The organism is Albidovulum sediminis (genome assembly GCF_025380365.1).
Lineage (GTDB): Bacteria > Pseudomonadota > Alphaproteobacteria > Rhodobacterales > Rhodobacteraceae > Albidovulum > Albidovulum sediminis.
On record NZ_JAOCQF010000005.1, the window covers coordinates 104486 to 129051 of the forward strand.

Below are 24566 nucleotides of genomic sequence, written 5' to 3' on the forward strand. Positions count from 1 at the left end.
CCAGAAGGAAACCAGACATGTCCCGTATTTCCCCCGTCGATCCCGCAACTGCAACCGGTCGCGCCAAGGACCTGCTCGATGGCGTTCGCAAGAGCATCGGCATGACACCGAACCTGATGCGCGTCATGGCGCAGGAACCTGCCGTCCTTGATACCTATCTCCAGATCGGCGCAGCCCTGGGCAAGGGCAGCTTCGACGCCCCGACCCGCGAGGCCATCGCCCTTGCAACCGCCGGAGCCAACGCCTGCGGCTACTGCGCCTCGGCCCATGTCGCGATCTCCAAAGGGATGAAGGTGCCGCACGACGAAATCCTTGCCCGTCTTGGCGGTTCGTCCTCGGATTCCAAACTTGCGGCCCTGCTTGCCTTTGCGCGCAATATCGTCGCCACACGGGGCGAGGTGGCAGATGCCGACCTAGCGGCTGTGCGCGCCGCTGGTGCGACGGATGGCGAGATTGTCGAGACGGTGGCGAACGTCGTCGCGAACATCCTGACCAACTACATCAACCACGTCGCCAGGACCGAGATCGATTTTCCGCAGATCGACCCCTCAGTCCATCGCGTCGGCTGACGCCGTCTGCGCCTGATACCCGGGGCCGACCAAGTCGGTCGGCCCGGGCTTCCAGTTGCGCGCAAGAATGAAAGTTCTGCCGCATGGTCGGGACATCACCTTACTGGGCTATCCCTGGTCCGAAGTGTCTGCAAAATCGTGCCGAAAATATTTCATGCTTTTCAATTTATTAGCATCATTAACGCGCAAAATATTGCACTAATGCACACTACTGGCAGTTTCAAGTTTCTGGATGTACACCCGCGATAAGTTCGCCTTATCATGGGTGTTGATCTGGGCGCAGAAAGGGGGCATTCTGGCTTGAGAAATCTGTGCGAGATACCCCGGATCAATGGTCGGAAACAGCGCCCAGCAGCGACATCCCGGGGAGGCCTGCCGCCTTGCGGTCAAAGGTGACCGTTGCCTGGCAACCGGCCCCCTGCCCTGCCAGCGCGATCATCTGGTCGGCAAAGCCGGGACCGCCCTTGCGATAGCGATCCACGGCAATCGCGGCACGATCTGCGGCCTCGATCACCACCTCGCGCGCCTCCATCAGACCGTCGAGAGCCCGGGCGATGTCTGGTCGCAGCAAAGCGTAAGCGCGCTCCAAGACCCAGACCAACTCGATCAGCACCTCGCGGCAGATAAAGCCTGGTGCCCCTTCGGTAAAGGTCGCCATCAGGTCTTGCGCGGCCTTGGCCTGTGCGACATCGTCCTGCACCAAAAAACGAACCAGGACATTTGTATCAAGCCCGGTCATAGGCACCGAAGTTTGGGACGTCATTGGCCAGAAGCGCCATTGGCAATCGCCTCTTCGATCTCTTCAAGTGTCGCCCGCTTGTCGGTCCGGTCCTTCAGCAAGCCTGCCAATTGCATGACGGGCCTGCTGCGCACCAGTCGGACTTCCCCACCGTCGAGGATCATGTACCGAACCCGGTCACCCGGGTGCAGTTTGAGGGCCGTACGCACGTCCTTCGGCAGGGTGGTCTGGCCCTTGGTCGTGACGGTCGATTCCTGCATGGTGTCCTCCAAGGAGAATTATTTGAGCTCCTTACAGATAGCGATTTCGCCTTACTTCTGCAAGGTGCAGGCATGAGTGTGCTCGCCTTGCCTGCCTATGCGCAACTCTCCGACGCGGATGAGGCGGCGCTCACCGATCTCTACCGTCGCGGCACACCCGCCAACACGCTGCGCGCCTGGGAACGGGATCTGGCCTATATCGCGGCCTGGAAGATGGCCTCCTTCGGCAGGCCGCTGAATTGGCCCGAGGATGAGAAGGTCGCGCTGCGATTCATCCTTGATCACGCGCAGGACCTGACGGAAAAGCAGGGGGTTGCGCAGGATGTGGCGATGGAGTTGATCGCCATCGGGTTGCGGCGCGAGCTGACCTGCCCTTCCCCGGCGACGCTGGACCGCCGGATCGCAAGCTGGCAGGCGTTCCATCGGATGCGCAATCTGCCCTCGCCATTCTCGTCGCCTCTGGTGCAGCAGGCGCGACAGAAAGCCCGGCGCGCCAATGCCCGGCCCCGTGTCCCGAAATCTCCCAAGCCAGTGACCCGCGACATTCTGGAAGCGCTGCTGGCCTCGTGCGACGACAGCCATCGCGGTATCCGCGACCGTGCCATGTTGATGTTGGCCTTTGCGTCCGGCGGCCGGCGGCGGTCGGAGGTGACGGCTCTGAACGTCGAAGATGTCGGACTTGAAGATTTCGCCGCCAAAGGTCTTGTCTGGCTGCGCCTGCTGGAGACCAAGACCACAAATAGGGATCAGGCTCCGCGCCTGCCGATGAAGGGACGAGCAGCCCGTGCTCTGGTGCATTGGCTGGACGTGACAAAGCTGACCAGCGGCCCGCTGTTTCGTCCCGTCTCCCTTTCCGACCGCCCCCTCCCCCGCCGCCTTGCCTCTGACGCGCTGCGGACGATCCTGCGACGCCGGTTGGTCTTAGCGGGTCTGCCGGCGGACTTCGCCACACCGCACGGCCTGCGTGCCGGATTCCTCACTCAAGCCGCTCTTGACGGAGCCCCTCTGGCCGCCGCGATGAAGCTCTCCTTGCACCGCTCTGCCGTGCAGGCCCAGAAGTACTATGCCGATGTGGAGATCAGCGAGAACCCCGCGACCGACCTTCTAGGTGACTGACTTTGCAGGGAAACGGTCGTTTATTGGCGCTATCCGAAACTGCAAACGGCCTGTTTTGATGCCCCTGATCGGCTATGCGCGCGTCTCGACCGAAGATCAGACCACCCTGCCCCAGTCACAGGCCCTGAAATCGGCAGGCTGCGCGGATATCCATGAGGAACAAGCCTCGGGCGGAAACCGCGCGCGGCCGGTGCTGGCCCGCGTGCTGGAGCGGATCGGCAAGGGCGACACGCTGGTCGTTGTGCGCATCGACCGCCTGGCGCGGTCGCTGTCGCATCTGCTGGAGGTGATTGAACGGCTGGAAGCCAAGGGCGCTTTCTTCCGCTCGCTGACCGATCCGATCGACACGTCCTCGCCGCAGGGCAAGTTCACCTTGCAGGTCCTGGGTGCTGCGGCCGAGTTCGAGCGCGCCCTCATCCGCGAACGCACCAAGGCGGGGCTGGCATCGGCGCGCAGCAAGGGGCGGATCGGTGGCAATCCAGGCTTGCGCGCCCGCGATCCCGCGGCGCTGCGCAAGGTGCGGCTGGCGCGACACGACGGCTATATGGAACGGCTACATGAAACCGCACTGGACTGGGTGCCGCACGTGCGCCGCCTGCGGCCCGACATGCCTTGGGAAGACGTGCTTCGCATCATCAACGCCCCCCTGCCCCGTGAACGCCAATGGACGCAAAGCCGCCTCCTGCGCGCCGTGAATGCGTATGTCCGCGACAGCTTCTTGCCCGAAACCGTCGTGGGCCGTGCCGGTCGCCGCGAAACCGACGACCGCCTGCCCGCCATCGTCGCCGCCATCAAGGGCGCGGATCCCGACATCACGCTTCAGGCGATCTGCACCCGGCTGGAAGCGATGCGCGAGCGTACGCCCCGTGGGCGAACAAGCTGGCAGCCCTCGTCAGTGAAGATGCTGTTGGAGCGGGCTGAGAGGTTGGGGCTGCTTGAGTGATGAAGTTGTTGGAATCGACCGCGCGATTCTGAAGATCGTCGTTACGCAGGCGTCCATAATACATGTTGTGGCCACGACATCACAGGCCACGAACTGTTGAAGTTACCTGCGAACACGGCTACCCAAGGTATTGATACTTAACGACTTTATCTCGTCAGAAATAGGCCATCTCAACGCTTCTAGGCCGCTCAACAGTTCGGGCTGGATTTAATCGCGAAAACTGTTAAGGTCTACAAAACAATAAAGACTTGAGGGCAGTGATGAGCGGGATACGGGCCTCTCAAAGATTCGACGTCATGTCCAAGCGGCTAGGTAGCCGGTTGCGTGAACATGCGCAGGAAACCTTCCCACCGGATGCCCAGAAGGGTCTCCGTCGTTTCACGATGCGTGAAGCGGCCGATCTCCTTCGGATCAACCAGAACACCTTCCGCCACCATGTGTCAAACCTCGAGGGCTTTCCCGAAGGCATCCTTGAGGGTGGCAACCGCCGCAGCTTCTCTGCCGAAGAAATGGTCGAGGCCCAACGCGTCCTTCTTGAGACGGGCAGGATCAAGCCCGATGAGCACCCTCACAGAAGAGCCGGCGAAGCGTGCCAGGTCGTGACAATCTTCAACCTGAAGGGCGGGTCCGCAAAAACGTCGACCGTAGCTCATGTTGGTCAGCTACTGGGCCTTCGCGGCTATCGGGTCTTGCTGATCGACCTCGACAGCCAGGCAAGTCTGACAAACCTGTTCGGGGTGACCCCTGAACTCGATCCGGACATGCCGACCTCCTATGATCTGATCCGGTCGGAAGGGCCCCTGCCCGCCTCAGATATCATTCGCAAGACGAACTTCCCGACCGTGGATCTGATCCCGGCCTCCATGGACATCATGGAGTACGAATTCGAAGTCGCATTAAGCTTCCGACACGGTGCAACCACCTTCCACAGCCGGATCCGCGAAGCGCTTGAGCCTGTCCTGGACCGATATGACGTAGTGATCTTCGACACCCCGCCTCAGCTGAATTTCTCGGTGATCTCCGCCCTCTTTGCTTCCACCGGGGTCCTGATCCCGCTCAACGCGTCCATGCTCGATGTCATGTCCCTTGCGAGCTTCCTCGGCATGGCGAGCAACCTGATGGGCGTCGTCGAGGCGCATGCCCCTGAACACGGCCTCAACTTCGTGAGGGTCCTGATCACGCGCTACGAGAACACTGACGGTCCACAGGTCCAAATCTCGTCTCTGCTTCGGACGGTTCTTGGCGATGCGGTCCTGCCGGCCGAGTTCCTGAAGTCGACTGCCGTAGGTGATGCCGCAAACACTCAACAGAGCATCTTTGAGGTCGAACCTCGCGACGTGAACCGCAGAACCTACGAGCGTGCGATCGAGTCCGTTTCGCGCGTGACCGACGAAGTCGAACGCGAAATCCTCAAGGCATGGGGGCGTAGCCATGGCGCGTAAGGTCTTTGGAGACTCACTCAAAAACGCGATGGGCAATGCTGCAACGCCGGACGAAGGTGTCGATCTGGATCTGAGGCGCACGAGCCCGACGGTTGCTCGTGCGCAAGCATCTGTGCTCGAGGAAGACAAGCACGCCACGCGCCTGATCGACCCGAGCACTGTTCGGATGTCCGCGGTCATGGATCGTATCGATCCGAGCGATGGCCTCGAGGAACTTGTGTCCTCGATCCGGGAGCATGGGCAAAAGGTTCCCATTCTTGTCCGCCGAACCCAGGATGGCGCACTTGAGATCGTCTATGGACGCCGCAGGCTTCTCGCCTGTCGTGAGCTTGGTCAGAAGGTGCGGGCCACGGTCATGGAAATGACCGAAGAGGAAGCTCTGATCGCCCAAGGCGTTGAAAACAATGCCCGCCAAGACCCCTCGTTTATCGAGAGGGCTCTGTTCGTCGCCGGGATCATTCGAGAACTTGGGAAAACAGACGAAACGCGCAAGAACGCCCAGACCATCGCCTATCGGGCGCTCCAGATCGATGAGTCTCTCGTCTCTCGGATGAACCGTATCGCGACGGGTATTCCAATGGAGATGATTCAGGCCATCGGACCTGCACATGGCGTTGGTCGGAGGGTCTGGGAGAAGCTTTTCAGGCTGTGCGAGAAGGACGTCTCGAGAGCCAAGGAAGTCGCCCGCGGAATCCCCCGTACCTTGCCTGGCCCAGACCGACTTGACGCAGCGGTTACGCTGCTTACGGCCACCAAGGCAACTCCGCCCAAGGCTGAGTCAGATGAGCGCGTGAAGATCGGCCGCAAGGGCAACCGCATCACCATCGATGTGGACGCTGACCTTGCCCCGCGCGTCGAAGATGCCATCCGAAAGCTGATCGGCGAGCTTCTTGACCGCGGTCAAGACGGCCCAACCTGACAACCCCGTGTCTTGACCGCGGTCAAGACATCAAGAGCAACGAGCAGAAAACGAAAGGAGGACCGGCTAGAAAAGGAAAGACCCCCCGAAAGCGGTGCTTCCGAAGGGCCTCAATCAGTCTCGACACCTGATTGATACCCCCAAAACGAATCGAGTTCAACACCGCTCGCGGTGACCGGGGAAGCTTTTTCTTCCGAAACACCATGAGACATGTCACTCAAGCACGAACCGCCTTGGCGGAACAGTCAGCTATTGCCTGCCCTAACCCCTACGACATCCTGGGACCAGTACGGGTTCTTCGGAAAGACCTGAGCCTGGCGAGCAACGACATCACCGTACTGACAGCGCTCATCAGCTTTCTCCCGCGCGCCCAGAGTCCCAACGGAGGTGAAACACAGTGCAAGCTGACCGTTGTGTTCCCCTCCAACGCCTCCTTATCAGAGCGCGCAAACGGCATAGATGAGAGAACGCTTCGTCGCTGCCTGGGGCGCCTTGAGGCTGCGGGACTCATCCAGCGGAAGAGTTCGGCGAACGGCAAACGTTTTCCCCTCCGCTACAGGGGCATCATCAGGGATGCGTTTGGGATCGACTTGGGTCCGCTATTGCAGAGCCACGACGCTCTTGCAGCCAGAGCATCGAAGGTCACGGAAGAACGTGAACACCTTCGCTCCCTCAGGGCAGAAGCGCTTGCGCTGCGCGCATCCCTCCTTGATGACGAGCACATCGATGAAGCACGGCTGTCTGCACTGGGAACGATCAGAAACCTGCTTCGTCGAGCAACCCTGACTGCCGACACAGTCTTGCAAATCATCGCTGGCCTCCGCGAGCTCCGAGCCAACGCCGCGCAGAGCTACGGAGAGTGCCACGGTTCAAGCGCTCATGCGGACCAAATACAATCACACGGCCAAGCCTTCAGCGGTGGGTGCGCGAGCGAAATGTCCGCCAGGAACGGACAAAATGACCGGCAGATAGAGTCTGTAAAAAAAGAACATATAAAGAAAGACACGCACGTGAAGCAGACCAACGCTTGCCAAAGCGTTCGGGGACCGACCATGAACCGAGACCCTGCAAAAATGGCCTGGACGGACTTTTCACATGTCGCGGACTTCTTTCCAGACCCCCCGCGAACAAGCGAAGCACTGAACCGCATTCTCTTCGATATCGGTCGATTGCTTAGAATACACCAAGAAAAGCTGATGCGTGGTCTCGAGAGGGCTGGGGCTGGACGACTTCTACTGATCTTGGATTACCTGTTGGGGAAGGGAGAAGAGATCAGGCAGCCCGAGGCATACTTTGAAACGGTCATGCGGGCATAGAACAACCAGCTTGCACTTCTTGACCGCGGTCAAGATCGACGAAGAGAGGAAAAGGTTGGGGGTTTGAGGGGTGACGGTGAGTGAGATCGGGAGAGTGGCTTCCGGCGCCCGTCGTGGAGAAGATCTGATGACGAAAGTTGTCCAGAACGTCGTCCTGTCCCCATCGCGGGACATCCCCTTCGACAAGCTCGTGCTGAGCCAGTCCAACGTGCGGCGCATCAAGGCGGGTGTGTCTGTCGAAGAACTGGCCGAGGACATCGCCCGGCGCGGCTTGCTGCAGAGCCTGAACGTCCGGCCGGTGCTTGATGCCGATGGGGTCGAGACCGGCATGTTCGAGATCCCGGCCGGCGGTCGCCGCTTCCAGGCGCTGTCGCTGCTGGTGAAGCAGAGGCGGCTGGCGAAGACTGCGCCGGTCCCCTGCATCGTGCGGGATGTGGCGTCGGAGATTCTGGCCGAGGATGACTCGCTGGCTGAGAACATGCAGCGCGTATCCCTGCACCCGCTCGACCAATTCCGCGCTTTTCAGGCTCTGCGCGAGAAGGGTCAGGGTGAGGAAGCGATCGCGGCGGCCTTCTTTGTCACCCCGCAGATCGTGAAGCAGCGCCTGAAACTTGCTTCCGTGGCCCCTGCCCTGCTCGAGGTCTATGCCGAGGATGGCATGACGCTGGAACAGTTGATGGCCTTTACGGTGAATCCGGATCATGCGCGTCAGGTCCAGGTTTGGGACGCAGTGAAGAGCTCCTGGAACAAGGAGCCCTATGCGATCCGGCGCATGCTGACGGAGACCTCAGTCCGGGCTTCGGATCGCCGCGCGGTCTTCGTCGGTGTCGATGCCTATGAGGCAGCCGGCGGTGTCGTCCTGCGCGATCTCTTCCAGGGCGACGATGGTGGCTGGCTGGAGGACCCTGCCCTGCTCGACCGCCTGGTCTCCGAGAAGCTCCAGGGGGAAGCCGAGGCGCTTTCCTCGGATGGCTGGAAGTGGATCGAGGTGGCGACCGACCTGCCCTACGGCTACAGCCACGGCCTGCGGCGCCTGGCCGGTGATCCCGCGCCGATGACGGACGAGGAAAGCGCGGCCCATGCGACGCTCCTTGAGGAGTATCGAGCGCTGGAAGCGGAGTATTCCGGCCAGGACGAATATCCCGAGGAGATCGATGCCCGGCTCGGCCAGCTCGAGATGGCGATGGAAGCATTCGAACAGAGGCCGCTGATTTACGACCCAGCCGAGGTTGCGCGCGCGGGCGTCTTTGTGACGCTGGATCGGGACGGCAGTATCGAGATCTATCGTGGATACGTTCGGCCAGAGGACGAGCCGCGCGAGGAGACCGCGGTCCAGGATGGCGATAGTCCGGATGCCATGGGGCAGGGGGGTGATGCTGGTGTTTCCAGTTGGAACCCGTCGGCGACCTCCGCTGGCGGCACCGTCATCACCTCGGGCGGTCACCCGATCGGCGCGGACTCGTCCGAGGAGGACGACGACGGAGCGCTGAAGCCGCTGCCCGAGCGGCTGGTCATGGAACTGACCGCCCACCGCACCTTGGCGCTGCGGGAGGCCATCGGGCGGTCGCCGGACGTCGCGCTGACGCTCCTGCTCCTGAAGCTGGTGACGGACACCTTCCGCACCTCCTCTGCGACGGGCAGCTGCCTCGAAGCCTCGGTCCGCCACGTCTACATGTCGGCGCAGGCACCGGACCTGAAGGACAACGTGGTGGCGAAGCTGGTCGACGAGCGTCACGCAGCTTGGGAGGCCGATCTGCCCCTCGGGGATGATGCCGCGCTCTGGGACTATCTGTCCGTTCTCGATCAGGGCAGCCGTCTCGCCCTTCTGGCGCATTGCCTCAGCTTTGGGATCAACGCGCTCCATGAGAAGGTGAACCCCTATGGGGCTGGCATCTCGGCCACTGGACTGACCCGCCGCATGGCGCATGCCGATCTCGTGGCGCGCGCGGTGGATCTCGACATGGTCGAAGCGGGCTGGGAGCCCACGGTCGATGGATATCTCAACCGTGTGCCGAAGGCCCGGATCCTCGACGCTGTGCGCGAGGCGAAGGGGGAAGGGACTGCGCAGCTTCTCGATCACCTCAAGAAGGGCGAGATGGCCACCGAAGCCGAGCGGCTTCTCAGGGGCAGCGGTTGGTTGCCAGAGGTCCTGCGCCGGGCCGATCTGGTCGCACTCGACGGCGAGGCGATCGCAGAAGGGCAGGGGGCAGACATCGGTGATAAGGCCCGGATGGAAGCTGACTCCGACGACGCAGCCGGAACCATCGATCTCCCGGCTTTCCTGACGGCCGATCTGCCGAACAGCGACGCGTCGATGCTGGCTGCAGACTGATCTGAGCCATCCGGGGGCGGGGCAACCCGCCCTCACTCTCACAAAATACAGCAATATCAATATGATGAATGCGAACGCTCGCATTCGGGATGAGGAATCATGTCTGCAAAAACCATCATCGACACAGCGCCTCTCGGGGCGCTGATCCGCTATACCGACGGCAGCCCGAAGCCGCCGGCCCGGTTCACCAAGAAACTTGCGGCCTGGGAGCGCTCGAACGGCGTCGGCCGTCTCGTGAAGAAGGAGCCGCCACGGGTTTATCCGACTTGGACCGCTCCGGCCTCCTTCACGCTCCATGAGGGGAACTTCTCCTCGGACGGGGTGATCCTGGTCACCATCATGCGCAGTCATTCGGCCGACAGCCGTCTGATCTTCGAGGTGGCCGAGGAACCGAAGCCCGGCCAGGTGCGCGTGCTTCTGGACTTCGGTGGTAACACCGAGCTGCTGCATCTGGCGGAATCCGTTACCGCAGCCGAGCTATGGATTGCGCGGGAGGGCTACAGCAACGCGCGGATCGAAATCGTCGACGCCGAGGACGGCGATAGGGAAGAGGGCGCGGACTTGGCCGCCTGAGCCCTGATAAGGCGTGAGGGGCCTGCCGAAGGGCGGGCCTCTCATCAACCACACCCTCGTCCCGCTATGACGCGGGGCGCCAGAGGATCCATCCCACAATACGGAGGCCTTCAACCACGAGCCAGCCCAGGAGGCTGGCGGCGTCAAATGCATCGGCGGGACAACAGGCTCCAATCGTCAGGGCACCATCCCCCGCTCGCCATTCCCTTCCTTGCCCCGAATCCCGTCTTCGAGATCAACCCGCGAGGGGTCGGACTATGGGCAAGCCCGTGCCGCCGGGTGGATTCGGACGAGCCGAACGCACCCGGTGATGTCAGCCAGTCTTCGGGCCTGCGGGGTCCTGTCGCGCGGGGGATGGTCCCTCGCCTCCAAGACAGGAGCCAATCAGATGTCCCGCAAAGATGCACACGCCTTCGCCGCCTCCCTCGCCGCCACGCTCATGGTCTCGATCGTCGTCTTTCAGGCAGGGGATGGATCCTTCGGCGCTGTCCCCGCCGATGAAATCGACGGCGACGAGGTTCAGGTGATCGCTGAGGTCGATCCGTGGGCGTAAGGCCCACGGTTTCTCCTGAGGCTCGGAGGCGGAGCGAAGGCTCCGAGCCGGGCCTTTCGCCTGTCTGCCATCCCGGGCCGACAGGCAGAATGAGCCGACGACGGTCGGCACGCCAAATGGGCGATCACCGTTGCCCCTGGGGAGTTGCGATCACCTGATTTTCGACGGCGGATTGGCCATCCCCACGTCGCTGCCTTTAGATAGCGAGCAAACCTGGGTCTTTGCCCGCATTGACGTGATCGGCGAACCACTGCGGTTTCCGGCCACGGCCAGACCAGGTGACAGCCGCATTCTCAGGGTGTCGATACTTTGCCACGGCCAGCGCACGGGTGGCTTTCACCTCGGCACCGATCAGATCAGCCAGAGAGTAGCCCATCTCTTTGGCGATTGCGTCCAGCTTGGCGCGAGCTTCGGCCTTATGACGGTCGTCGTAGGTGGAAATCGCCTTGGCGAGGTCTTTCTGCATTTGCCGCAGTTCTTTGATCGACATCGCCTCGAGATTGAAATCAGCCATTGGGCCCTCGTGTCCTGAATGATGCGTCCGGGATAGTCGTCAGGTCGCAACATCGCAACTCCCACGGAGGTCACCGCGATAGGGCAGGGGGATAAGGTTGGCTTGAGCCGCTGGGTCGGCGGTTTCGCAAATGCCTCAACCAAGTTGCCTTTGTCAGGAAGGCCGAGTTCTACGAGAGCCCCAGGTCGCTCCCATCCCCGGTGCCATCCCTTCGACTGACAATCCCCTAAGCCTGTTCGGCCTCTGGCGCGCAACCCCGCGTCAGTCCGGGCCGTGTTGCCCCATTGGGGCTGCCCGCTCCACCCCGGCCCTCTGGAGGTTTCCGGTCGCCGTTCCGTCTCCCGTGCACACCTCAGCCGACAGGCTTTTTCCGGGTCTTGTCGAAGGGACGGTCCCAGGGACAGGAAACACAGGAGCTTATCATGCAGAACATCGTCATCCTCGCCGGCAACATCGGTCAGAAGCCCGAAGTACGCTCGACCCAAAGCGGCACGAAGATCACCAACTTCACTCTAGCTACCTCGAGGCCACGCGTCTCGGAAGGTCGCGTGATGCGCGACGAGAACGGCTACCGGGTCATGGACACCGAATGGCACCGCATCACCTGCTTCAACGGTCTCGGCAAGACCGTCGCAGAGCACTGCGAGAAGGGCATGAAGGTCCTTGTCCACGGCCGCATCCACTACACTAAGTGGACCGACGCGACCGGCACTGACCGCTACGGCTGCGAGATCATCGCCGAGAAGGTCGACTTCCTGAGCCGCCCGAAGTCGGCCGAGAACGAAAACCCCGAACTGGTCGACCGCGACGACGAGGTCCCGTTCTGAGGAAGGGGGTCTCCCCCTCGGGCCCGGCGGCGAAACCCGCCGGGTTCGGCCGATCTCGGCCGAGGCTGTGTGAAAACTCGCTCGAGCATAGGCGGCTGCGGAACGATGTACTCCCACAGGCGCAGCTACGAGATTTCGTTCTGCAGTGGGCCGTTGCCCACAAAATTCCAAGGAAACTGTTCTCCGCAGATACTCAAAATCTGAGTTCTCACACGGCCTCGGCCCTAAGCGGCCTTTCTGTCCCAGAGAGCCGTCATCCGACTTAGAAGTGAATGGCCTGTGCTGTATTTCGCGCAAGTTCGATCTACTATCAGGTCAGAAGGGCAAGTTAACGAGAGCCCTCTTTCACTTTCCCTTTGGGGGCTTGCTAGATTTGCTTGGTTTGAGGGACGGTGTATTCCCTGGTGTGGTTTTGTTATCCCGGCGGCGCTGATCCGGTTTCCCTGTTGATTTTGCTATCGGCTTTGGTCCTGGTTTAAGTGCCATGAATGCTATCCTTCTTTGGTTCAAGAAAATTAAGCCTGCGCGTACCTTCTTCCTTAGGACACAGCAATACTGTGAAACTGTCCGCACGAGTTCTGGCTGAAGTCAAGGCTGAATGGATATTCATACAGTACCAATACTCCACGAAAATCGGCAGGCGGGGCCGGAGGCAGTTTGCCTCACTGTATCTATGAACGGCGGTGCGGGCGATCGGGTTGCGTCTGGACGAAGATTCTGAGCGCCTGCTGTCGGCCTGGATTGGCGTCAGCTTCGGGCCGAAGTGCCGATTGCGGGGAGGTGGAATGCATGACGAGGATGTCCGCTGTCTGAGTTGCCCGACCTGTCCAAGGCGTCGCGCCGTGCGGCCGCTTCCTGCGGTTTGCTGCCTTGGTGACAAACGCGGCGAACGGCAACTCCCCGTCCGTCGGGTCCCGTAGAGTAAGAGGAGTGCCGGTTTCCCGGTGACGGGTTGAAGGCTGGGAGAGTGGCTCCCGGCGCCCGTCGCGGGAGATGTCCGATGGGCGTTGTGGAAGTCATGGACCCGGTCGCACCGGTTCGGGCTGGTGGCTGGAAGGTCGATGTGAGCCGGGGTGAACGGAACGGGCGTGTGTCGTCCGAATGGTTCAACCGGCCGGATGACGAGCGGTATCTCTCGCTCGACGATCTCTGGGCCAATGTGAAAGGGCGGTCCGAGCGCAGCCGCAGCCGTGTGGTGCAGACGGCGGACATCCGCGTCGAGGCCACGCGCGACAGCGCTGAACGGCTGCATCTGGTTCTACCGAAAGCACATGAGCCCGTTGCGCCCACGCACTGGGCCTTCGGCCAACTCGCCAACATCGTCGGTGCCCCGGCCTCCTACCTGCGGCAGCTGCCCGCACCGCTGGCGGCGATCAACCTGCAGTATGGCCTCTCCAACCACCGCGCCGAGCAGGTGAAAACCTTCGAGACGGAAGATGGCCGGACCGAACTGCGCGCCGTGACTGGCCCGGACTATGGCCGCATCCATGACCATGAACTGGTTGAAGCGGTGCAACGCATCGCGGGCAATGGTACGGGCGACACGCGCTGGAAGGTGCCGGGCGTGCTCGACTGGTCGACTGGGGTCTACAACCCCGATGTCGAGATCAGCCGTGATACGACCACGCTCTATGCCTCGGACCGCGATATATTCCTGTTCCTCGTCGACGATCACAACCCGATCGAGGCGGGCCGCCTGCCCGACGGCTCCCCCGATCTCTACTTCCGGGGCTTCTATTGCTGGAACTCCGAGGTGGGTGCTAAGACCCTCGGAATGGCGAGCTTCTACCTGCGGGCGGTGTGCCAGAACCGGAATCTCTGGGGCGTCGAGGATTTCCAGGAGATCACCATCCGCCACTCGAAATACGCGGCCTCGCGCTTTTCCCAAGAGGCGGCCCCGGCGCTGACGCGGTTCGCCAATTCCTCGCCGCAGGGCTTCGTGAACGGCATCAAGGCGGCGCGGCAGCAGATCGTGGCGCGCACCGACGAGGATCGGGATGACTTCCTGCGAAAGCGCGGTTTCTCGAAGGCCGAGTCCGGCAAGATCATCGAGAAGGTGCTGATGGAGGAGGGCCGCCCGCCCGAAAGCATCTTCGACTTCGTGCAGGGCATCACGCGGCTAGCGCGGGACAAGACCCAGCAGGATGTCCGTCTGGGCATGGAGGGGCGCGCCAAGAAGCTCCTCGACCGGGTCGGCTGACTCGGTGCCGGAGGCTCTGGTTCCTCCGGCCACTTTATTGCCAAACTGGATTGCTACCTGCCTACAGGATCAAGTTGGGCGAAAAAGTATGGATACTATCGATTGGTCTGATCGCGCGTTCTACGATGATGGCGAATGGGTTTCCTGGTCAGAAATTGACGAGCAGCTCCGCTACAAAGAGTGGGGAGCAAAATACCCCAACGCCATCCGATCAATGATCCCCTACTTTGAAGACCTGATATCGCTTGCGGAAAGCTATCACCGGGAGACGGGTCTTCATCTCGCCGTCTACGGCGACATCGGTGAACTTTTCGGCGCGATCACCTACGGCATCAAGCTGAACAAAACCTACGCTCAAGGTGCTGACGGGAGACTTGGCAACGACCACGTCGAAGTGAAAACGATTACCCCCTTCAAGACGAAGGATGTCGTGGTGGTCGATACCGCCGGGAACTTCAACAAGTTGCTCGTGGTCAAGATCAACGAGGATTTCCAGGTATCAGGTCGAATGATTGACCGAAAGGATTTGCCTAAGCGGCAAGGTCGATACCTGCGTGTCCGATGGAGTGATTTGCCGCCGGCAAGTTGAGCGGTTTCTGTCGCTCCTTCGAGGAAGAGTGCGGCGGTTTTGTCTTTGACGGATGAGGCGGGGAGAGAGGCTTCCCGCGCCGTCGGAGATTTCCGCATGTTCGACTTGCCCATGTCCATCCACCCGACCACCGGCGTGCGGGGCGCCCCGCCGGGCTTTCCGTCAGGCGACATCGACCCCAATCCGCCCTTCGCGCTGACCCTGTCGCGCTGCGCACCGGCCGACCTGCTGTCGGGCCGGGCCGCCCCGCTTGTCCTCGACCGTTTCGCGACTCTGGCCGAGGCCATGCAGGATGCGATCCAGTATGCCGAGGGGATGACTCAGGATACCGAGCCCCAGCTTCTGGCGATCCTCGACCGCGACGAGCGCCTTGTGCTGGCCGGGGTCGCCAGCGACGGCGCCGTCGCCTGGTGTCACCCAGTGACCAGCGCGGTCGAGGCACGCGGCATGGTGACCGAGGCGAGCCAGCTGCGTGCGCAGGCGGGCCGCGCTGCTGCCTGGGGTGAGCCCGGTCTGGCGCAGCAGCTGCGCCACCGCGCCGATCTTCTGGACGGGCGTCTCGTCGATCCGCTCTGGCGCGCCTTCGCCGCCCGGGCGCTGCAGATCGCGGCGTGACGCCCAAGAGACAGAGGAGGGCAGGGGGATTTGGAGCTGTTCCGGGGGAGAGAGAGATTGCCCCGACCGGCTCCGATCCTTTCCCTCTACCGGAGATTCCCGATGAACCTAACAGAACCCACCCTCGCGCCGCCGATGGCACCCTCGACCGTCGACATGGCGCAGATCTTCGCGGCGCATGCCGCGCGCGCGGCGCGGATCGAAGCCTTGCGCCCCGGCAACAAGGATCGCCTCTTTGACGGCCTGATGGCCGCCGGCATCACCCATGTCACTGTAACCTTCGACGGTGCCGGGGACAGCGGCCAGATCGAAAGCATCGGTGCCTGGTCCGGCGAGACCGCGGTCGAGTTCCCCGCGACGGAGATCGAATATGCCGCGATCACCTGGGACGACCCAGAGGTGGAGATGCGGCAGCTCTCACTGGAGGATGTCGTCGAGCAGCTTGCCTTCGACTTCCTCTCCGACACGCATGGCGGTTGGGAAAACAACGACGGTGCTTACGGCGAGTTCTGCTTCGACGCGGCGGCCCGCTGCATCCACCTCGAGTTCAATGAGAGGCTTGAAGCGAAGTCGAACAATGAGGGCGCAAATGCCTGAGATCATCTGCACGACGGTCTACCAGTTCCCCGAACTCTCGGACGCCGCCAAGGAAAAAGCGCGTAGTTGGTATCGCGAACTCGGGCCCCATGACGACTGGTGGGACGCGGTCTACGAGGACTTCGAGCGGATTTGTGAAATCCTCGGCATCCACCTGAAGACCACGCCCGTCCGCCTGATGGGCGGCGGCACCCGGCAAAAGCCTTGCATCTGGTTTTCCGGGTTCTGGAACCAGGGCGACGGGGCCTGCTTCGAGGGCTATCTCAGCCATGCCAAGGGCGCGGCAGCGCGCACACGGGACTATGCCCCGACAGATGCTATGCTGCACGGGATTGCTGACCGGCTGCATGCTATCCAGCGGCGGAACTTTTACCAGCTCGTCGCCGAGGTCAGCCACCGCGGCCGCTACTACCACGAGTACACTATGTCGGTGGACGTCACCCGGGACAGTCCAACCTGGCAGCCGCTCACCGAGGACGCCGAGGAAATCTTGACCGAGGCTCTGCGGGATATGGCCCGCTGGCTCTACCGCCAGCTTCAGGCCGAGTACGACCACCTCACCTCGAAAGAGGCCATCGAAGAGGGGATCATTGCGAACGAGTATACCTTCACGGAAGTGGGACTGCGCTTCGGGTGACTGGGTCGTATGACACAGACGGGGAAGATAGCTGTGATGCCTCGCGCTTGACGCCCGCAACATCTCCCATCACCAAGGCAAGGACGTGTAGAGGTCGCGCATAGCGGCGAAACGGGCTTTAAACGGGGGCAGGTTGCCGATCTCCAATGCGAGCGTGTCCCACTCAGCCTCGGCGCGTTGCTTGATTTCTGGCTCGTCCATGGAACTTCGCTGCGCGTCGATTCCCCGGTTGCGGCATTTCTCGATGAGCGTGGCCAATATTGTGGCTTTGTCACTGGCGCTAAAATCGTGGCCGTCGATCAGGAAGGCGATGTCGTAGACGTCCTGCCGACGATTGCGCTTTCGTACTGGCTGTTGGAGCAGCGCGCGGAACTTTTCGGCGACCAATTCGTGAATGGTGAAGGCGCGGACAGCCACGCCTGCACCTATCAGGTTCAGCTCCTGAAAGTTATAAACGTGATCGCGGAAGCTGATTTCGACATCGAGGACCCGGCTTGCTTTCCCTTCGACCAACTTGGTTGCTTCCGCTGTGCCACGCTTGGCAGAGCCAATACGTACGCGCAGCGCAGGAAAGGCATGGTCTTCAAAGTTTTCGGCACGGGGCATCTTCTTGACAGACTGCACCTGACACAGAAGGTCGAGGTAGCCAAGCGTGATCGCAGTTTTCGGCAACAGGTCGTTCAGCTCCGGGGCGAGCTTCTCGGCTAGATAGGCAGGTTCCACCATCGAAGTGAAATCAACATCGCCCGTGACCCTGATGCTCTTGAATGCCAGCGCCATGGCCGCCCCGCCTTTCAGCACCAAGTTCGCGTGCAAGCTGGGGGCAAGCCCGATAGCGGTCAGGACGATTTCGGTTACCTGCCGATCGCGGTAGCGCGTGGGGTCGGCGCGCGATGCCTCAACCCATGCCCTAACATCGACATCAACGATGTCGAACTCCAGATCACGTGGTTGTTCATCGGCCTCAGACATTGATTGAAATCATCCAGCGCTCAGAGAATTCAGGCGCATACTCGGCATCAGGGTCGAGCTTCCGTGATCCACCCCTTTGGGCAAACTTCTCCCAGTTGTGCAGTGCTGGGTGATCTATGTCCATGACCTCAGACAAGATGTAGCCCGCGCGAACCTTTACGATCTTGACGTCGAGTTGATCTATCGCGGCAGTAATTTCCTGAACCCATTGGCTTGCTTCATTCTCCCAAACGTCCAAAACGTGGTGCATGCCTCCGCAGAGGCTGGGTTCAGTCAGCATGTCAGCAAACGTTTGGCCTATCGAAGTGATCCTGGTCTCTTCCCCGCTTACTCGGGAAGGTGTCCAAGGATGGCTGGACACATGCACGACAACCGGACGACGGCGGATCGTGTCTCTGAAGCCCGGTCTGTTTAAGATCGGGCTCTCGAGCCGCTGAACTTCGGGCAGATCGCGTAAAGCGCGCTCGCTCCTAAGAGCGTTCCAACGGTCGCGCTTGGGGGTTGTGAGGTGCAAGGCTTGTGGGCTTCGATCTGACAGGCCGTATCTCTGCATGGCTGAAAGGTGTGAAACGTAGGCGAACGGGTCTGCGATGCAGGCTACTTCTTCAGCTGATCCGGCCCGGGTTGCTTGCGTCACACGCCATACGCCGGAGGTAAAGTCAGAGTCAGAAACCAGTGCTCGTCGCGCTTCGAGCCGACGAATCGCGTTCTTTGCCCGCAGTTGGTCCCAGTAATGTGGCATCCGCTTCAGCGGCTCATTCTTCCAAGCCTTGCTGTGGAACAATTGATGGCCAAGAACATAAAAATCATAGAAGGTGACCACAGGTAAGTCTCTGGCCAGCAATACATTTTCAAGGCCGTCGGAAAAATTCATCTGCAGTGCCTATCCATATGTCCTTAGGACATATGGATAGGCACTGCGTCATTGTCAAGGGTTCTACTGACATCAGGTTGAGTCAGATTTAGATACGGCATCGGTAGCTGTATGTCCTTAGGACATACAGCTACCGATGCCAGAAGTAAACACCAGAGACTAGCAACCGAGCTTAGCGACGAGCAATCTCGCCGGACCCAGTCACTTGTTCCCATCGATCCACTTGGACATCAGCCCCTTGTCGCGGAAACACTCATCCGGCACGGCGCGCCGCTTGATCCGCGCGAGCTTCTCCGCGAAGGCCACCTGCTTCGAGGTCGGCAGCCGGTCCATGTCGGATACTGGCTCCAGCTGGGCCTGCGCATCGATCCAGGCACTCAGGGACCGGCGGTCCTGCTGAACTTCCCAGGGCAAGAGTGTCTGGTTGCGCAAGGCGAGCGAGCGCGCATAGGCGATCTGCTTGGGTGTCGCGGGCAGGGCGTGTGTGATGCTGTCCATCGGGAAACTCCCTTTCTGGCTTGGCCTTCAATATAGAACATAACCGGAACAAATTCAAGCCAAGCGACCGCACTGCGTCGGTTCGAGAGGGAGAGGATGGCTGGGAGAGATCAGGCCTGAGGGTGCCCAAGAGAGGGCGTCCGGGCCTGTCTCTGTCCCTCATTCCGGAGTTTCACGATGACCTATCTCGTGCCTGTTGCGCCTCCCGTTCCTGTTCCATCGCGGGATCGCGCGCCTGCAATCCTCGCCGTCGCCGAAGCGCTGCAGCCCGATCTGGCGAAGGGGTTCCAGATCGACGCGCTGCGTCTGCGGCTTGAGATGGAGCGCGCCTTTGGCGGCTCCGATGCCGATGGCGCCTGGGACTGGAAGCTGGCCTATGAGGCGGGCGAAGCTGCACTCGTCCTTTTCCTGCGGAAATTCGGCCGTGCGCTCCTGGCCCGGGCCGGTTCGACTGCAGCGATGCTGCCGGTCCTCGCCAAGGTGGCGGGCCTTTTGCCCACACACACCCGGCGCTCGGAAGAGATGGAGCGCTACCAGCAGTTCTCGACGCCGCTGCCCATGGGGCTGGCGGCCCTTGCCGCCGCGCAGATCACGCCCCGCGATGTGGTCCTCGAGCCTTCGGCTGGGACCGGGCTTCTGGCAATCCTCGCCGAAATCTCGGGCGGCAGTCTTGCGCTGAACGAGTTGGCCGAGACCCGTGCCGATCTCCTGCGCCTTCTCTTTCCGGATCGTCCCATCACCACCATCGATGCCGCACAGATCGACGATCATCTGGACGCGGCCTCGCGCCCGAGCGTCATCCTGATGAACCCACCGTTCTCGGCCGTGGCCAATGTCGAAGGCCGGACGACCGAGGCGACCGCGCGGCATCTCCGCTCGGCCCTAGCACGCCTCGCGCCCAGAGGTCGGCTGGTGGCAATCACCGGGGCGGGTTTCTCGCCGGATACGCCGACTTGGTCCGAAACCTTCGGTCGACTGACCGAGACCGCCCATCTGGTGTTCACCGGCGCGGTATCGGGGGCCGCCTTCGCCAAGCATGGCACCAGTTTCGAGACGCGGATTTCGGTCTTCGACAAATGCCGCGGCGGGGAAAGGGGTGGCATCACCACCGATCTGGCTCGCCCAATGTCTGCTGACGTGGCGAGCCTTCTGTCGCGGATCGTGGCCGAGGTCCCGCCGCGCCTCGAGCTGGATGCGGCCGTCGTTGCGCTTTCCCAGCCCGCTTCCCCTTTCCGGGGAATTCCTGCCCGTCCGTCCGGCCTTGCCGCTCGAAACCTGCGGACAACGCCTTCCGCCAGGACGGCAGTAAGCGTCGGCGCTTTGGATGCCGAAGACCTCGCCTACACCCTGCGCGAGATGGCAGACGATCTCGGTGCCGCACGCCTATCCGACGCCATCTACGAAACTTTCCGTCTGCAGGCGATCGACATCCCCGGCGCCGCACCGCACCCGACAAAGCTGGTCCAGTCCGCCGCCATGGCCTCGGTCGCACCCCCAAGACCCACCTACCGCCCGAAACTGCCCGCCGCCGTCCTGCGCGATGGTCTGCTCTCCGACGCCCAGCTCGAGACCGTGATCTACGCGGGCGAGGCGCATTGGGCGCATCTGGCTGGATCATGGACTGTAGATGAGACCGGAGACTTGGTCTCCGCTGCTCCTGACGATGCCGCTGACGCCGTCCGCTTCCGTCGCGGCTTCTTCCTTGGCGATGGCACCGGGGCGGGCAAAGGCCGCCAATCCGCTGGGATCCTGCTCGACAACTGGTGCCAGGGTCGGCGCAAGGCGCTCTGGATTTCGAAGAGCGACAAGCTTCTCGAGGATGCGCAGCGCGACTGGTCTGCCCTCGGCCAGGAGCGGCTTCTGGTGACGCCGCTGTCGCGCTTCGCGCAGGGTCGCGACATCCCGCTCTCCGAGGGCATCCTCTTCACCACCTATGCGACGCTGCGGTCGGAAGAACGCGGCGCCAAGAAATCCCGCGTCGACCAGATCGTCGACTGGCTCGGGTCGGATTTTGACGGGGTGATCCTCTTCGACGAAAGCCACGCCATGGCGAATGCCGCCGGGTCGAAGGGCGAGCGCGGCGATACCGAAGCCTCGCAGCAGGGCAGGGCGGGTTTGCGCCTGCAGCACAGGCTGCCGAATGCCCGTGTGGTCTACGTGTCAGCCACGGGGGCCACGACGGTCCACAACCTGGCCTATGCACAGCGGCTCGGTCTGTGGGGCGGGGAGGATTTCCCCTTCGCCACGCGCGCCGAGTTCGTCGAGGCCATCGAAGCCGGCGGTGTCGCCGCGATGGAGGTCCTGGCCCGCGATCTGCGGTCGCTTGGCCTCTATACCGCCCGGTCGCTCTCCTATGACGGCGTCGAATACGAGATGCTGGTGCATGCGCTGACCCCTGAGCAGCGCGGCATCTATGATGCCTATGCAGGGGCCTTCGCGATCATCCACAACAACCTCGCTGCTGCGATGGAGGCTGCGAACATCACGGGTGAGTCTGGCACGCTGAACCGCCAGGCCAAATCCGCAGCGCGCTCGGCCTTCGAGAGCGCCAAGCAGCGCTTCTTCGGCCATCTGCTGACCAGCATGAAAACCCCCACCCTGATTTCCCGCATCGAGACCGATCTGGCCGCAGGCCATTCGGCCGTCATCCAGATCGTCTCGACCGGCGAGGCACTGATGGAGCGCCGCTTGTCGGAGATCCCGACCGAGGAGTGGAACGACATCCGCGTCGATATCACCCCGCGGGAATATGTCCTCGATTACCTCGCCCATTCCTTCCCGGTGCAGCTCTACGAACCGTTCACCGACAGCGAAGGCAATCTCTCCTCCCGGCCCGTGGTGCGCGATGGCCAGCCGGTCGAATGCCGAGAGGCCGCCCGCAGGCGCGACGCGCTGATCGAAAAGCTCGCGTCATTGCCGCCCGTGCCGGGGGCGCTCGACCAGATCGTCCAGCGCTTCGGCACCGACCTTGTGGCCGAGGTCACGGGCCGCTCGCGCAGGATCGTGCGGAAGGGCGAGGGTCCAGCCGCGCGGCTTGTCGTGGAAAGCCGAGCCGGATCGGCCAACCTCGCAGAAACTTCCGCCTTCATGGATGACCAGAAGCGTATTCTGATCTTCTCCGACGCGGGCGGCACAGGGCGCAGCTATCACGCCGATCTCGGCGCGAAGAACCAGCGCGTGCGGGTCCACTATCTCCTCGAGCCCGGCTGGAAGGCAGATGCCGCCATCCAGGGCCTCGGGCGCACCAACCGCACCAATCAGGCGCAGCCGCCGCTCTTCCGGCCAGTGGCCACGGATGTGAAGGCGGAAAAGCGGTTTCTCTCGACCATCGCCCGTCGCCTCGATACGCTCGGCGCCATCACGCGCGGCCAGCGCCAGACCGGCGGGCAGGGGCTCTTCCGGCCCGAGGACAACCTCGAGAGCCCCTATGCCCGCGACGCCCTGCGCCAGCTCTACCGCCGCATCTATCGCGGCGATGTGGCGGGCTGTTCGCTCGGAGCCTTCGAGGATGCCACAGGCCTCAGCCTGACCGATGATAACGGGCTGAAAGACGATCTGCCGCCGATCACGACCTTCCTCAACCGTCTTCTGGCGCTGACGATCGACATGCAGGCCGTGCTGTTCGCGGCCTTCGAGGAGCTTCTCGATCAGCGGATCGAGGGCGCCATCGCCGCCGGGGTCTATGACCTTGGGCTCGAGACGCTCCGTGCGGAGAGCTTCCGCGTCACCGACGCCCGGGTGATCTACACCCATCCCGGCTCTGGCGCGAAAACCCAACTACTGACCATCGCGGCGAAGCGCCGAAACACGCCGACCTCGCTCGCGGATGCGCTCGACTGGCTCGACGACCCAAAGGCACGGCTGCTGGTCAACAGCCGCTCGGGCCGTGCAGCCGTGCAGGTGCCCGCCACCAGTCTGATGCTGGATGACGGGACCATCGAGCCGCGACTGCGGCTGATCCGCCCAACGGAATCCAGCACGGTCCCAGCCCGGATGATGGAGGACACCCATTGGCTGGAAGCAGACCGCGCAGCCTTCACCGCCGCGTGGACCGCGGAACTGGCTGAGGTGCCGGAGTTCTCGGAGGCTACGCTGCATATCGTGGCGGGGCTGCTGCTGCCGATCTGGAAGCAGCTCCCCCAGGACGAAACCCACGTCTACCGGCTGCAGACCGATGACGGTCAGCGCATCATCGGTCGCCGGGTTTCGCCCGCCTGGGTCGCGACCACGCTGGCGAGCGACGCGCCGAAGCTGACGGCGGCGCAGGTCCATGCCCTCGTTCTCGAGGGCAAGACCGTTGTGCAGCTGGCCGAAGGGATGGAACTCCACCGGTCCCGGGTCATGGGGGTGAACCGGATCGAGCTCTCCGACTTCACGGAGTCGGCAAAGGACCGGCTCAAGGCCGATGGCTTCTTCTCCGAGATCATCAGCTGGAAGCTGCGCCTGTTCTGCCCGACCGATCCCTCGGGCATTGCCGTCCTCGACCGACTGCTTGCGCGTGCCCCGGTCACCGGCCTACATGCACGCAATGGTTGATTGGTGTGCTCATGTCATTGGAAACAGAAGATCTCTTGCGCGAGCTTGCGCAGAATGCCGAAAGCGTTTGTCGTCATTACCTTCCCGCAGGCAGGCGGGAAGGCTCCTACTGGATGGTCGGTGATCTGCAGAACAACCCGGGCCGCTCGCTCTTCGTGCGGCTTGTGGGACCGACCGCGGGGCCGGGTGCTGCGGGGAAATACACAGATGCCGCAACCGGCGATCACGGCGATCTCCTCGACATCATCCGCGAGAGGACGGGGATCACCCGCTTCCCCGATCTTCTCGCCGAGGCCCGCGCGCATCTTGGCCGTCCGGCGCCGGCCCTGCCGGATGCGCCAAGCCCGAAGAAGTCGAAGCCCCCGGGTGGGACACCAGAAGCCGCCGCGCGCTTGTTTGCGGCCTCGGTGCCGGTCGCAGGCAGCCTTGCCGAAACCTATCTCCTGAGCCGGGGCATCACCTTGCCGGTTGCACGTTCTGCCCTGCGCTTCCACCCGAAGTGCTGGCATCGGGATGAGGGTCACACCAGATCCATCCCCAGACCGGCGCTGATCGCAGCGGTCACCGATGGGGCAGGGCGGTGCCAAGGCGCACACCGCACCTGGCTCGCGCAAGACGGCAAGGACAAGGCGCCAGTAGAGGTGCAACGGCGGGCGATGGGTTACCTCTTGGGCAATGCCGTCAGGTTGGCCCCATGTGATGACATCCTCGTCGTGGGCGAGGGCATCGAGACCATGCTCTCCGTTCGGGAGGCGGCACCTGGCCTCCCCGTCTGGGCGGCGCTCTCGTCTTCTCACCTCGGAGCCGTCCTGCTGCCGGAGGGTCTGCAGCGCCTCTACATTGCCATCGACCGCGATCCGGCGGGGCAACGCGCGGCGGAGAGATTGACCATCAGAGCCAGCGAGGCCGGGATTGCCGTTCGGGTGCTGGAACCAAGGCTCGGGG

Annotated in this window: 23 protein-coding genes; 17 read left to right on the forward strand and 6 right to left on the reverse strand. The window is 62.4% G+C overall.

All coding sequences use genetic code 11. The features are described from left to right. Positions 1-17: 17 nt before the first annotated feature. The gene (locus N5I32_RS19220) at positions 18-569 is read left to right on the forward strand and encodes a carboxymuconolactone decarboxylase family protein (protein ID WP_261497560.1); all 552 of its coding nucleotides are present in this window, start codon (positions 18-20) and stop codon (positions 567-569) included. 328 nt (positions 570-897) lie between these two features. Here N5I32_RS19220 and N5I32_RS19225 read toward each other — a convergent pair whose 3' ends face one another. Next, positions 898-1308: a type II toxin-antitoxin system VapC family toxin gene (locus N5I32_RS19225; RefSeq protein WP_261497561.1), complete on the reverse strand. Its 411-nt coding sequence runs from the start codon at positions 1306-1308 to the stop codon at positions 898-900. A 20-nt stretch (positions 1309-1328) separates the two neighbouring features. Continuing rightward, a complete protein-coding gene (locus N5I32_RS19230) occupies positions 1329-1568 on the reverse strand; it encodes an AbrB/MazE/SpoVT family DNA-binding domain-containing protein (RefSeq protein WP_261497563.1) in 240 nt (79 codons plus the stop codon). 72 nt (positions 1569-1640) lie between these two features. Here N5I32_RS19230 and N5I32_RS19235 point away from each other — a divergent pair, with 72 nt between their 5' ends. The 8 genes from N5I32_RS19235 to N5I32_RS19270 all read left to right on the forward strand — a co-directional run bounded on the left by N5I32_RS19235 (position 1641) and on the right by N5I32_RS19270 (position 10762). Next, positions 1641-2684: a tyrosine-type recombinase/integrase gene (locus tag N5I32_RS19235; protein ID WP_261497564.1), complete on the forward strand. Its 1044-nt coding sequence runs from the start codon at positions 1641-1643 to the stop codon at positions 2682-2684. Between the two features lie 58 nt (positions 2685-2742). Next, entirely contained in the window at positions 2743-3627 is an 885-nt protein-coding gene (locus N5I32_RS19240) for a recombinase family protein (RefSeq protein ID WP_261497566.1), read from the forward strand. A 296-nt stretch (positions 3628-3923) separates the two neighbouring features. Beyond that, entirely contained in the window at positions 3924-5069 is a 1146-nt protein-coding gene (gene repA, locus N5I32_RS19245) for a plasmid partitioning protein RepA (RefSeq protein ID WP_261497567.1), read from the forward strand. Continuing rightward, positions 5059-5988 carry a ParB/RepB/Spo0J family partition protein gene (locus N5I32_RS19250; RefSeq protein ID WP_261497569.1) on the forward strand — a complete coding sequence of 310 codons (930 nt, stop codon included), beginning with the start codon at positions 5059-5061 and terminating at the stop codon, positions 5986-5988. The genes repA and N5I32_RS19250 overlap by 11 nt, the downstream gene beginning before the upstream one ends. Positions 5989-6191: 203 nt before the next feature. Beyond that, positions 6192-7304, forward strand: a complete 1113-nt coding sequence (locus N5I32_RS19255) for a helix-turn-helix domain-containing protein (RefSeq protein ID WP_261497570.1) — start codon at positions 6192-6194, stop codon at positions 7302-7304. 127 nt (positions 7305-7431) lie between these two features. After that, entirely contained in the window at positions 7432-9636 is a 2205-nt protein-coding gene (locus N5I32_RS19260) for a ParB/RepB/Spo0J family partition protein (protein WP_261497571.1), read from the forward strand. 99 nt (positions 9637-9735) lie between these two features. Continuing rightward, on the forward strand, positions 9736-10209 hold the full coding sequence (locus tag N5I32_RS19265) for a UCP036055 family protein (RefSeq protein ID WP_261497572.1): 474 nt from the start codon (positions 9736-9738) through the stop codon (positions 10207-10209). 388 nt (positions 10210-10597) lie between these two features. Next, complete coding sequence (locus tag N5I32_RS19270) at positions 10598-10762, forward strand: hypothetical protein (protein WP_261497573.1); 165 nt, start codon at positions 10598-10600, stop codon at positions 10760-10762. 196 nt (positions 10763-10958) lie between these two features. Here N5I32_RS19270 and N5I32_RS19275 read toward each other — a convergent pair whose 3' ends face one another. After that, positions 10959-11276, reverse strand: a complete 318-nt coding sequence (locus N5I32_RS19275) for an H-NS histone family protein (protein WP_261497574.1) — start codon at positions 11274-11276, stop codon at positions 10959-10961. A gap of 422 nt (positions 11277-11698) precedes the next feature. Here N5I32_RS19275 and N5I32_RS19280 point away from each other — a divergent pair, with 422 nt between their 5' ends. From N5I32_RS19280 to N5I32_RS19305, 6 genes are all read left to right on the forward strand, one after another. Next, complete coding sequence (locus N5I32_RS19280; protein WP_261497575.1) at positions 11699-12103, forward strand: single-stranded DNA-binding protein; 405 nt, start codon at positions 11699-11701, stop codon at positions 12101-12103. Positions 12104-13103: 1000 nt separating this feature from the next. Continuing rightward, the gene (locus N5I32_RS19285) at positions 13104-14303 is read left to right on the forward strand and encodes a DUF932 domain-containing protein (protein WP_261497576.1); all 1200 of its coding nucleotides are present in this window, start codon (positions 13104-13106) and stop codon (positions 14301-14303) included. A gap of 88 nt (positions 14304-14391) precedes the next feature. Further along, complete coding sequence (locus tag N5I32_RS19290) at positions 14392-14892, forward strand: hypothetical protein (RefSeq protein ID WP_261497577.1); 501 nt, start codon at positions 14392-14394, stop codon at positions 14890-14892. A 96-nt stretch (positions 14893-14988) separates the two neighbouring features. Further along, complete coding sequence (locus N5I32_RS19295; protein WP_261497578.1) at positions 14989-15507, forward strand: DNA repair protein RadC; 519 nt, start codon at positions 14989-14991, stop codon at positions 15505-15507. 102 nt (positions 15508-15609) lie between these two features. Then, a complete protein-coding gene (locus N5I32_RS19300) occupies positions 15610-16104 on the forward strand; it encodes a DUF6878 family protein (RefSeq protein ID WP_261497579.1) in 495 nt (164 codons plus the stop codon). Beyond that, complete coding sequence (locus N5I32_RS19305) at positions 16097-16741, forward strand: DUF8835 domain-containing pootine (protein ID WP_261497580.1); 645 nt, start codon at positions 16097-16099, stop codon at positions 16739-16741. The genes N5I32_RS19300 and N5I32_RS19305 overlap by 8 nt, the downstream gene beginning before the upstream one ends. A gap of 69 nt (positions 16742-16810) precedes the next feature. Here the strand turns inward: N5I32_RS19305 and N5I32_RS19310 are convergent, their stop codons facing one another. The 3 genes from N5I32_RS19310 to N5I32_RS19320 all read right to left on the reverse strand — a co-directional run bounded on the left by N5I32_RS19310 (position 16811) and on the right by N5I32_RS19320 (position 19085). Continuing rightward, entirely contained in the window at positions 16811-17713 is a 903-nt protein-coding gene (locus N5I32_RS19310; protein WP_261497581.1) for a nucleotidyl transferase AbiEii/AbiGii toxin family protein, read from the reverse strand. Continuing rightward, on the reverse strand, positions 17706-18587 hold the full coding sequence (locus N5I32_RS19315; protein WP_261497582.1) for a type IV toxin-antitoxin system AbiEi family antitoxin domain-containing protein: 882 nt from the start codon (positions 18585-18587) through the stop codon (positions 17706-17708). The genes N5I32_RS19310 and N5I32_RS19315 overlap by 8 nt, the downstream gene beginning before the upstream one ends. Before the next feature lie 201 nt (positions 18588-18788). Beyond that, positions 18789-19085 (reverse strand): hypothetical protein, encoded by a 297-nt coding sequence (locus tag N5I32_RS19320; protein ID WP_261497583.1) that lies wholly within the window; start codon positions 19083-19085, stop codon positions 18789-18791. Between the two features lie 177 nt (positions 19086-19262). Here N5I32_RS19320 and N5I32_RS19325 point away from each other — a divergent pair, with 177 nt between their 5' ends. Both N5I32_RS19325 and N5I32_RS19330 read left to right on the forward strand, forming a co-directional pair. After that, complete coding sequence (locus N5I32_RS19325; RefSeq protein WP_261497584.1) at positions 19263-23621, forward strand: strawberry notch family protein; 4359 nt, start codon at positions 19263-19265, stop codon at positions 23619-23621. Positions 23622-23632: 11 nt separating this feature from the next. Further along, the coding region (locus tag N5I32_RS19330) for a DUF7146 domain-containing protein (protein ID WP_261497585.1) at positions 23633-24566 on the forward strand (934 nt) is incomplete at its 3' end.

What these genes read in the sequence shown, in the direction of transcription:
- N5I32_RS19265 (WP_261497572.1), top strand. Translation starts at nt 9,736, where the DNA reads ATGTCTGCAAAAACCATCATCGACACAGCGCCTCTCGGGGCGCTGATC.
- repA (WP_261497567.1), top strand. Translation starts at nt 3,924, where the DNA reads ATGTCCAAGCGGCTAGGTAGCCGGTTGCGTGAACATGCGCAGGAAACC.
- N5I32_RS19325 (WP_261497584.1), top strand. Translation starts at nt 19,263, where the DNA reads ATGACCTATCTCGTGCCTGTTGCGCCTCCCGTTCCTGTTCCATCGCGG.
- N5I32_RS19270 (WP_261497573.1), top strand. Translation starts at nt 10,598, where the DNA reads ATGTCCCGCAAAGATGCACACGCCTTCGCCGCCTCCCTCGCCGCCACG.
- N5I32_RS19255 (WP_261497570.1), top strand. Translation starts at nt 6,192, where the DNA reads ATGAGACATGTCACTCAAGCACGAACCGCCTTGGCGGAACAGTCAGCT.
- N5I32_RS19250 (WP_261497569.1), top strand. Translation starts at nt 5,059, where the DNA reads ATGGCGCGTAAGGTCTTTGGAGACTCACTCAAAAACGCGATGGGCAAT.
- N5I32_RS19220 (WP_261497560.1), top strand. Translation starts at nt 18, where the DNA reads ATGTCCCGTATTTCCCCCGTCGATCCCGCAACTGCAACCGGTCGCGCC.
- N5I32_RS19295 (WP_261497578.1), top strand. Translation starts at nt 14,989, where the DNA reads ATGTTCGACTTGCCCATGTCCATCCACCCGACCACCGGCGTGCGGGGC.
- N5I32_RS19280 (WP_261497575.1), top strand. Translation starts at nt 11,699, where the DNA reads ATGCAGAACATCGTCATCCTCGCCGGCAACATCGGTCAGAAGCCCGAA.
- N5I32_RS19235 (WP_261497564.1), top strand. Translation starts at nt 1,641, where the DNA reads ATGAGTGTGCTCGCCTTGCCTGCCTATGCGCAACTCTCCGACGCGGAT.
- N5I32_RS19320 (WP_261497583.1), bottom strand. Translation starts at nt 19,085, where the DNA reads ATGGACAGCATCACACACGCCCTGCCCGCGACACCCAAGCAGATCGCC.
- N5I32_RS19305 (WP_261497580.1), top strand. Translation starts at nt 16,097, where the DNA reads ATGCCTGAGATCATCTGCACGACGGTCTACCAGTTCCCCGAACTCTCG.
- N5I32_RS19275 (WP_261497574.1), bottom strand. Translation starts at nt 11,276, where the DNA reads ATGGCTGATTTCAATCTCGAGGCGATGTCGATCAAAGAACTGCGGCAA.
- N5I32_RS19230 (WP_261497563.1), bottom strand. Translation starts at nt 1,568, where the DNA reads ATGCAGGAATCGACCGTCACGACCAAGGGCCAGACCACCCTGCCGAAG.
- N5I32_RS19315 (WP_261497582.1), bottom strand. Translation starts at nt 18,587, where the DNA reads ATGAATTTTTCCGACGGCCTTGAAAATGTATTGCTGGCCAGAGACTTA.
- N5I32_RS19285 (WP_261497576.1), top strand. Translation starts at nt 13,104, where the DNA reads ATGGGCGTTGTGGAAGTCATGGACCCGGTCGCACCGGTTCGGGCTGGT.
- N5I32_RS19260 (WP_261497571.1), top strand. Translation starts at nt 7,432, where the DNA reads ATGACGAAAGTTGTCCAGAACGTCGTCCTGTCCCCATCGCGGGACATC.
- N5I32_RS19310 (WP_261497581.1), bottom strand. Translation starts at nt 17,713, where the DNA reads ATGTCTGAGGCCGATGAACAACCACGTGATCTGGAGTTCGACATCGTT.
- N5I32_RS19240 (WP_261497566.1), top strand. Translation starts at nt 2,743, where the DNA reads ATGCCCCTGATCGGCTATGCGCGCGTCTCGACCGAAGATCAGACCACC.
- N5I32_RS19290 (WP_261497577.1), top strand. Translation starts at nt 14,392, where the DNA reads ATGGATACTATCGATTGGTCTGATCGCGCGTTCTACGATGATGGCGAA.
- N5I32_RS19225 (WP_261497561.1), bottom strand. Translation starts at nt 1,308, where the DNA reads ATGACCGGGCTTGATACAAATGTCCTGGTTCGTTTTTTGGTGCAGGAC.
- N5I32_RS19300 (WP_261497579.1), top strand. Translation starts at nt 15,610, where the DNA reads ATGAACCTAACAGAACCCACCCTCGCGCCGCCGATGGCACCCTCGACC.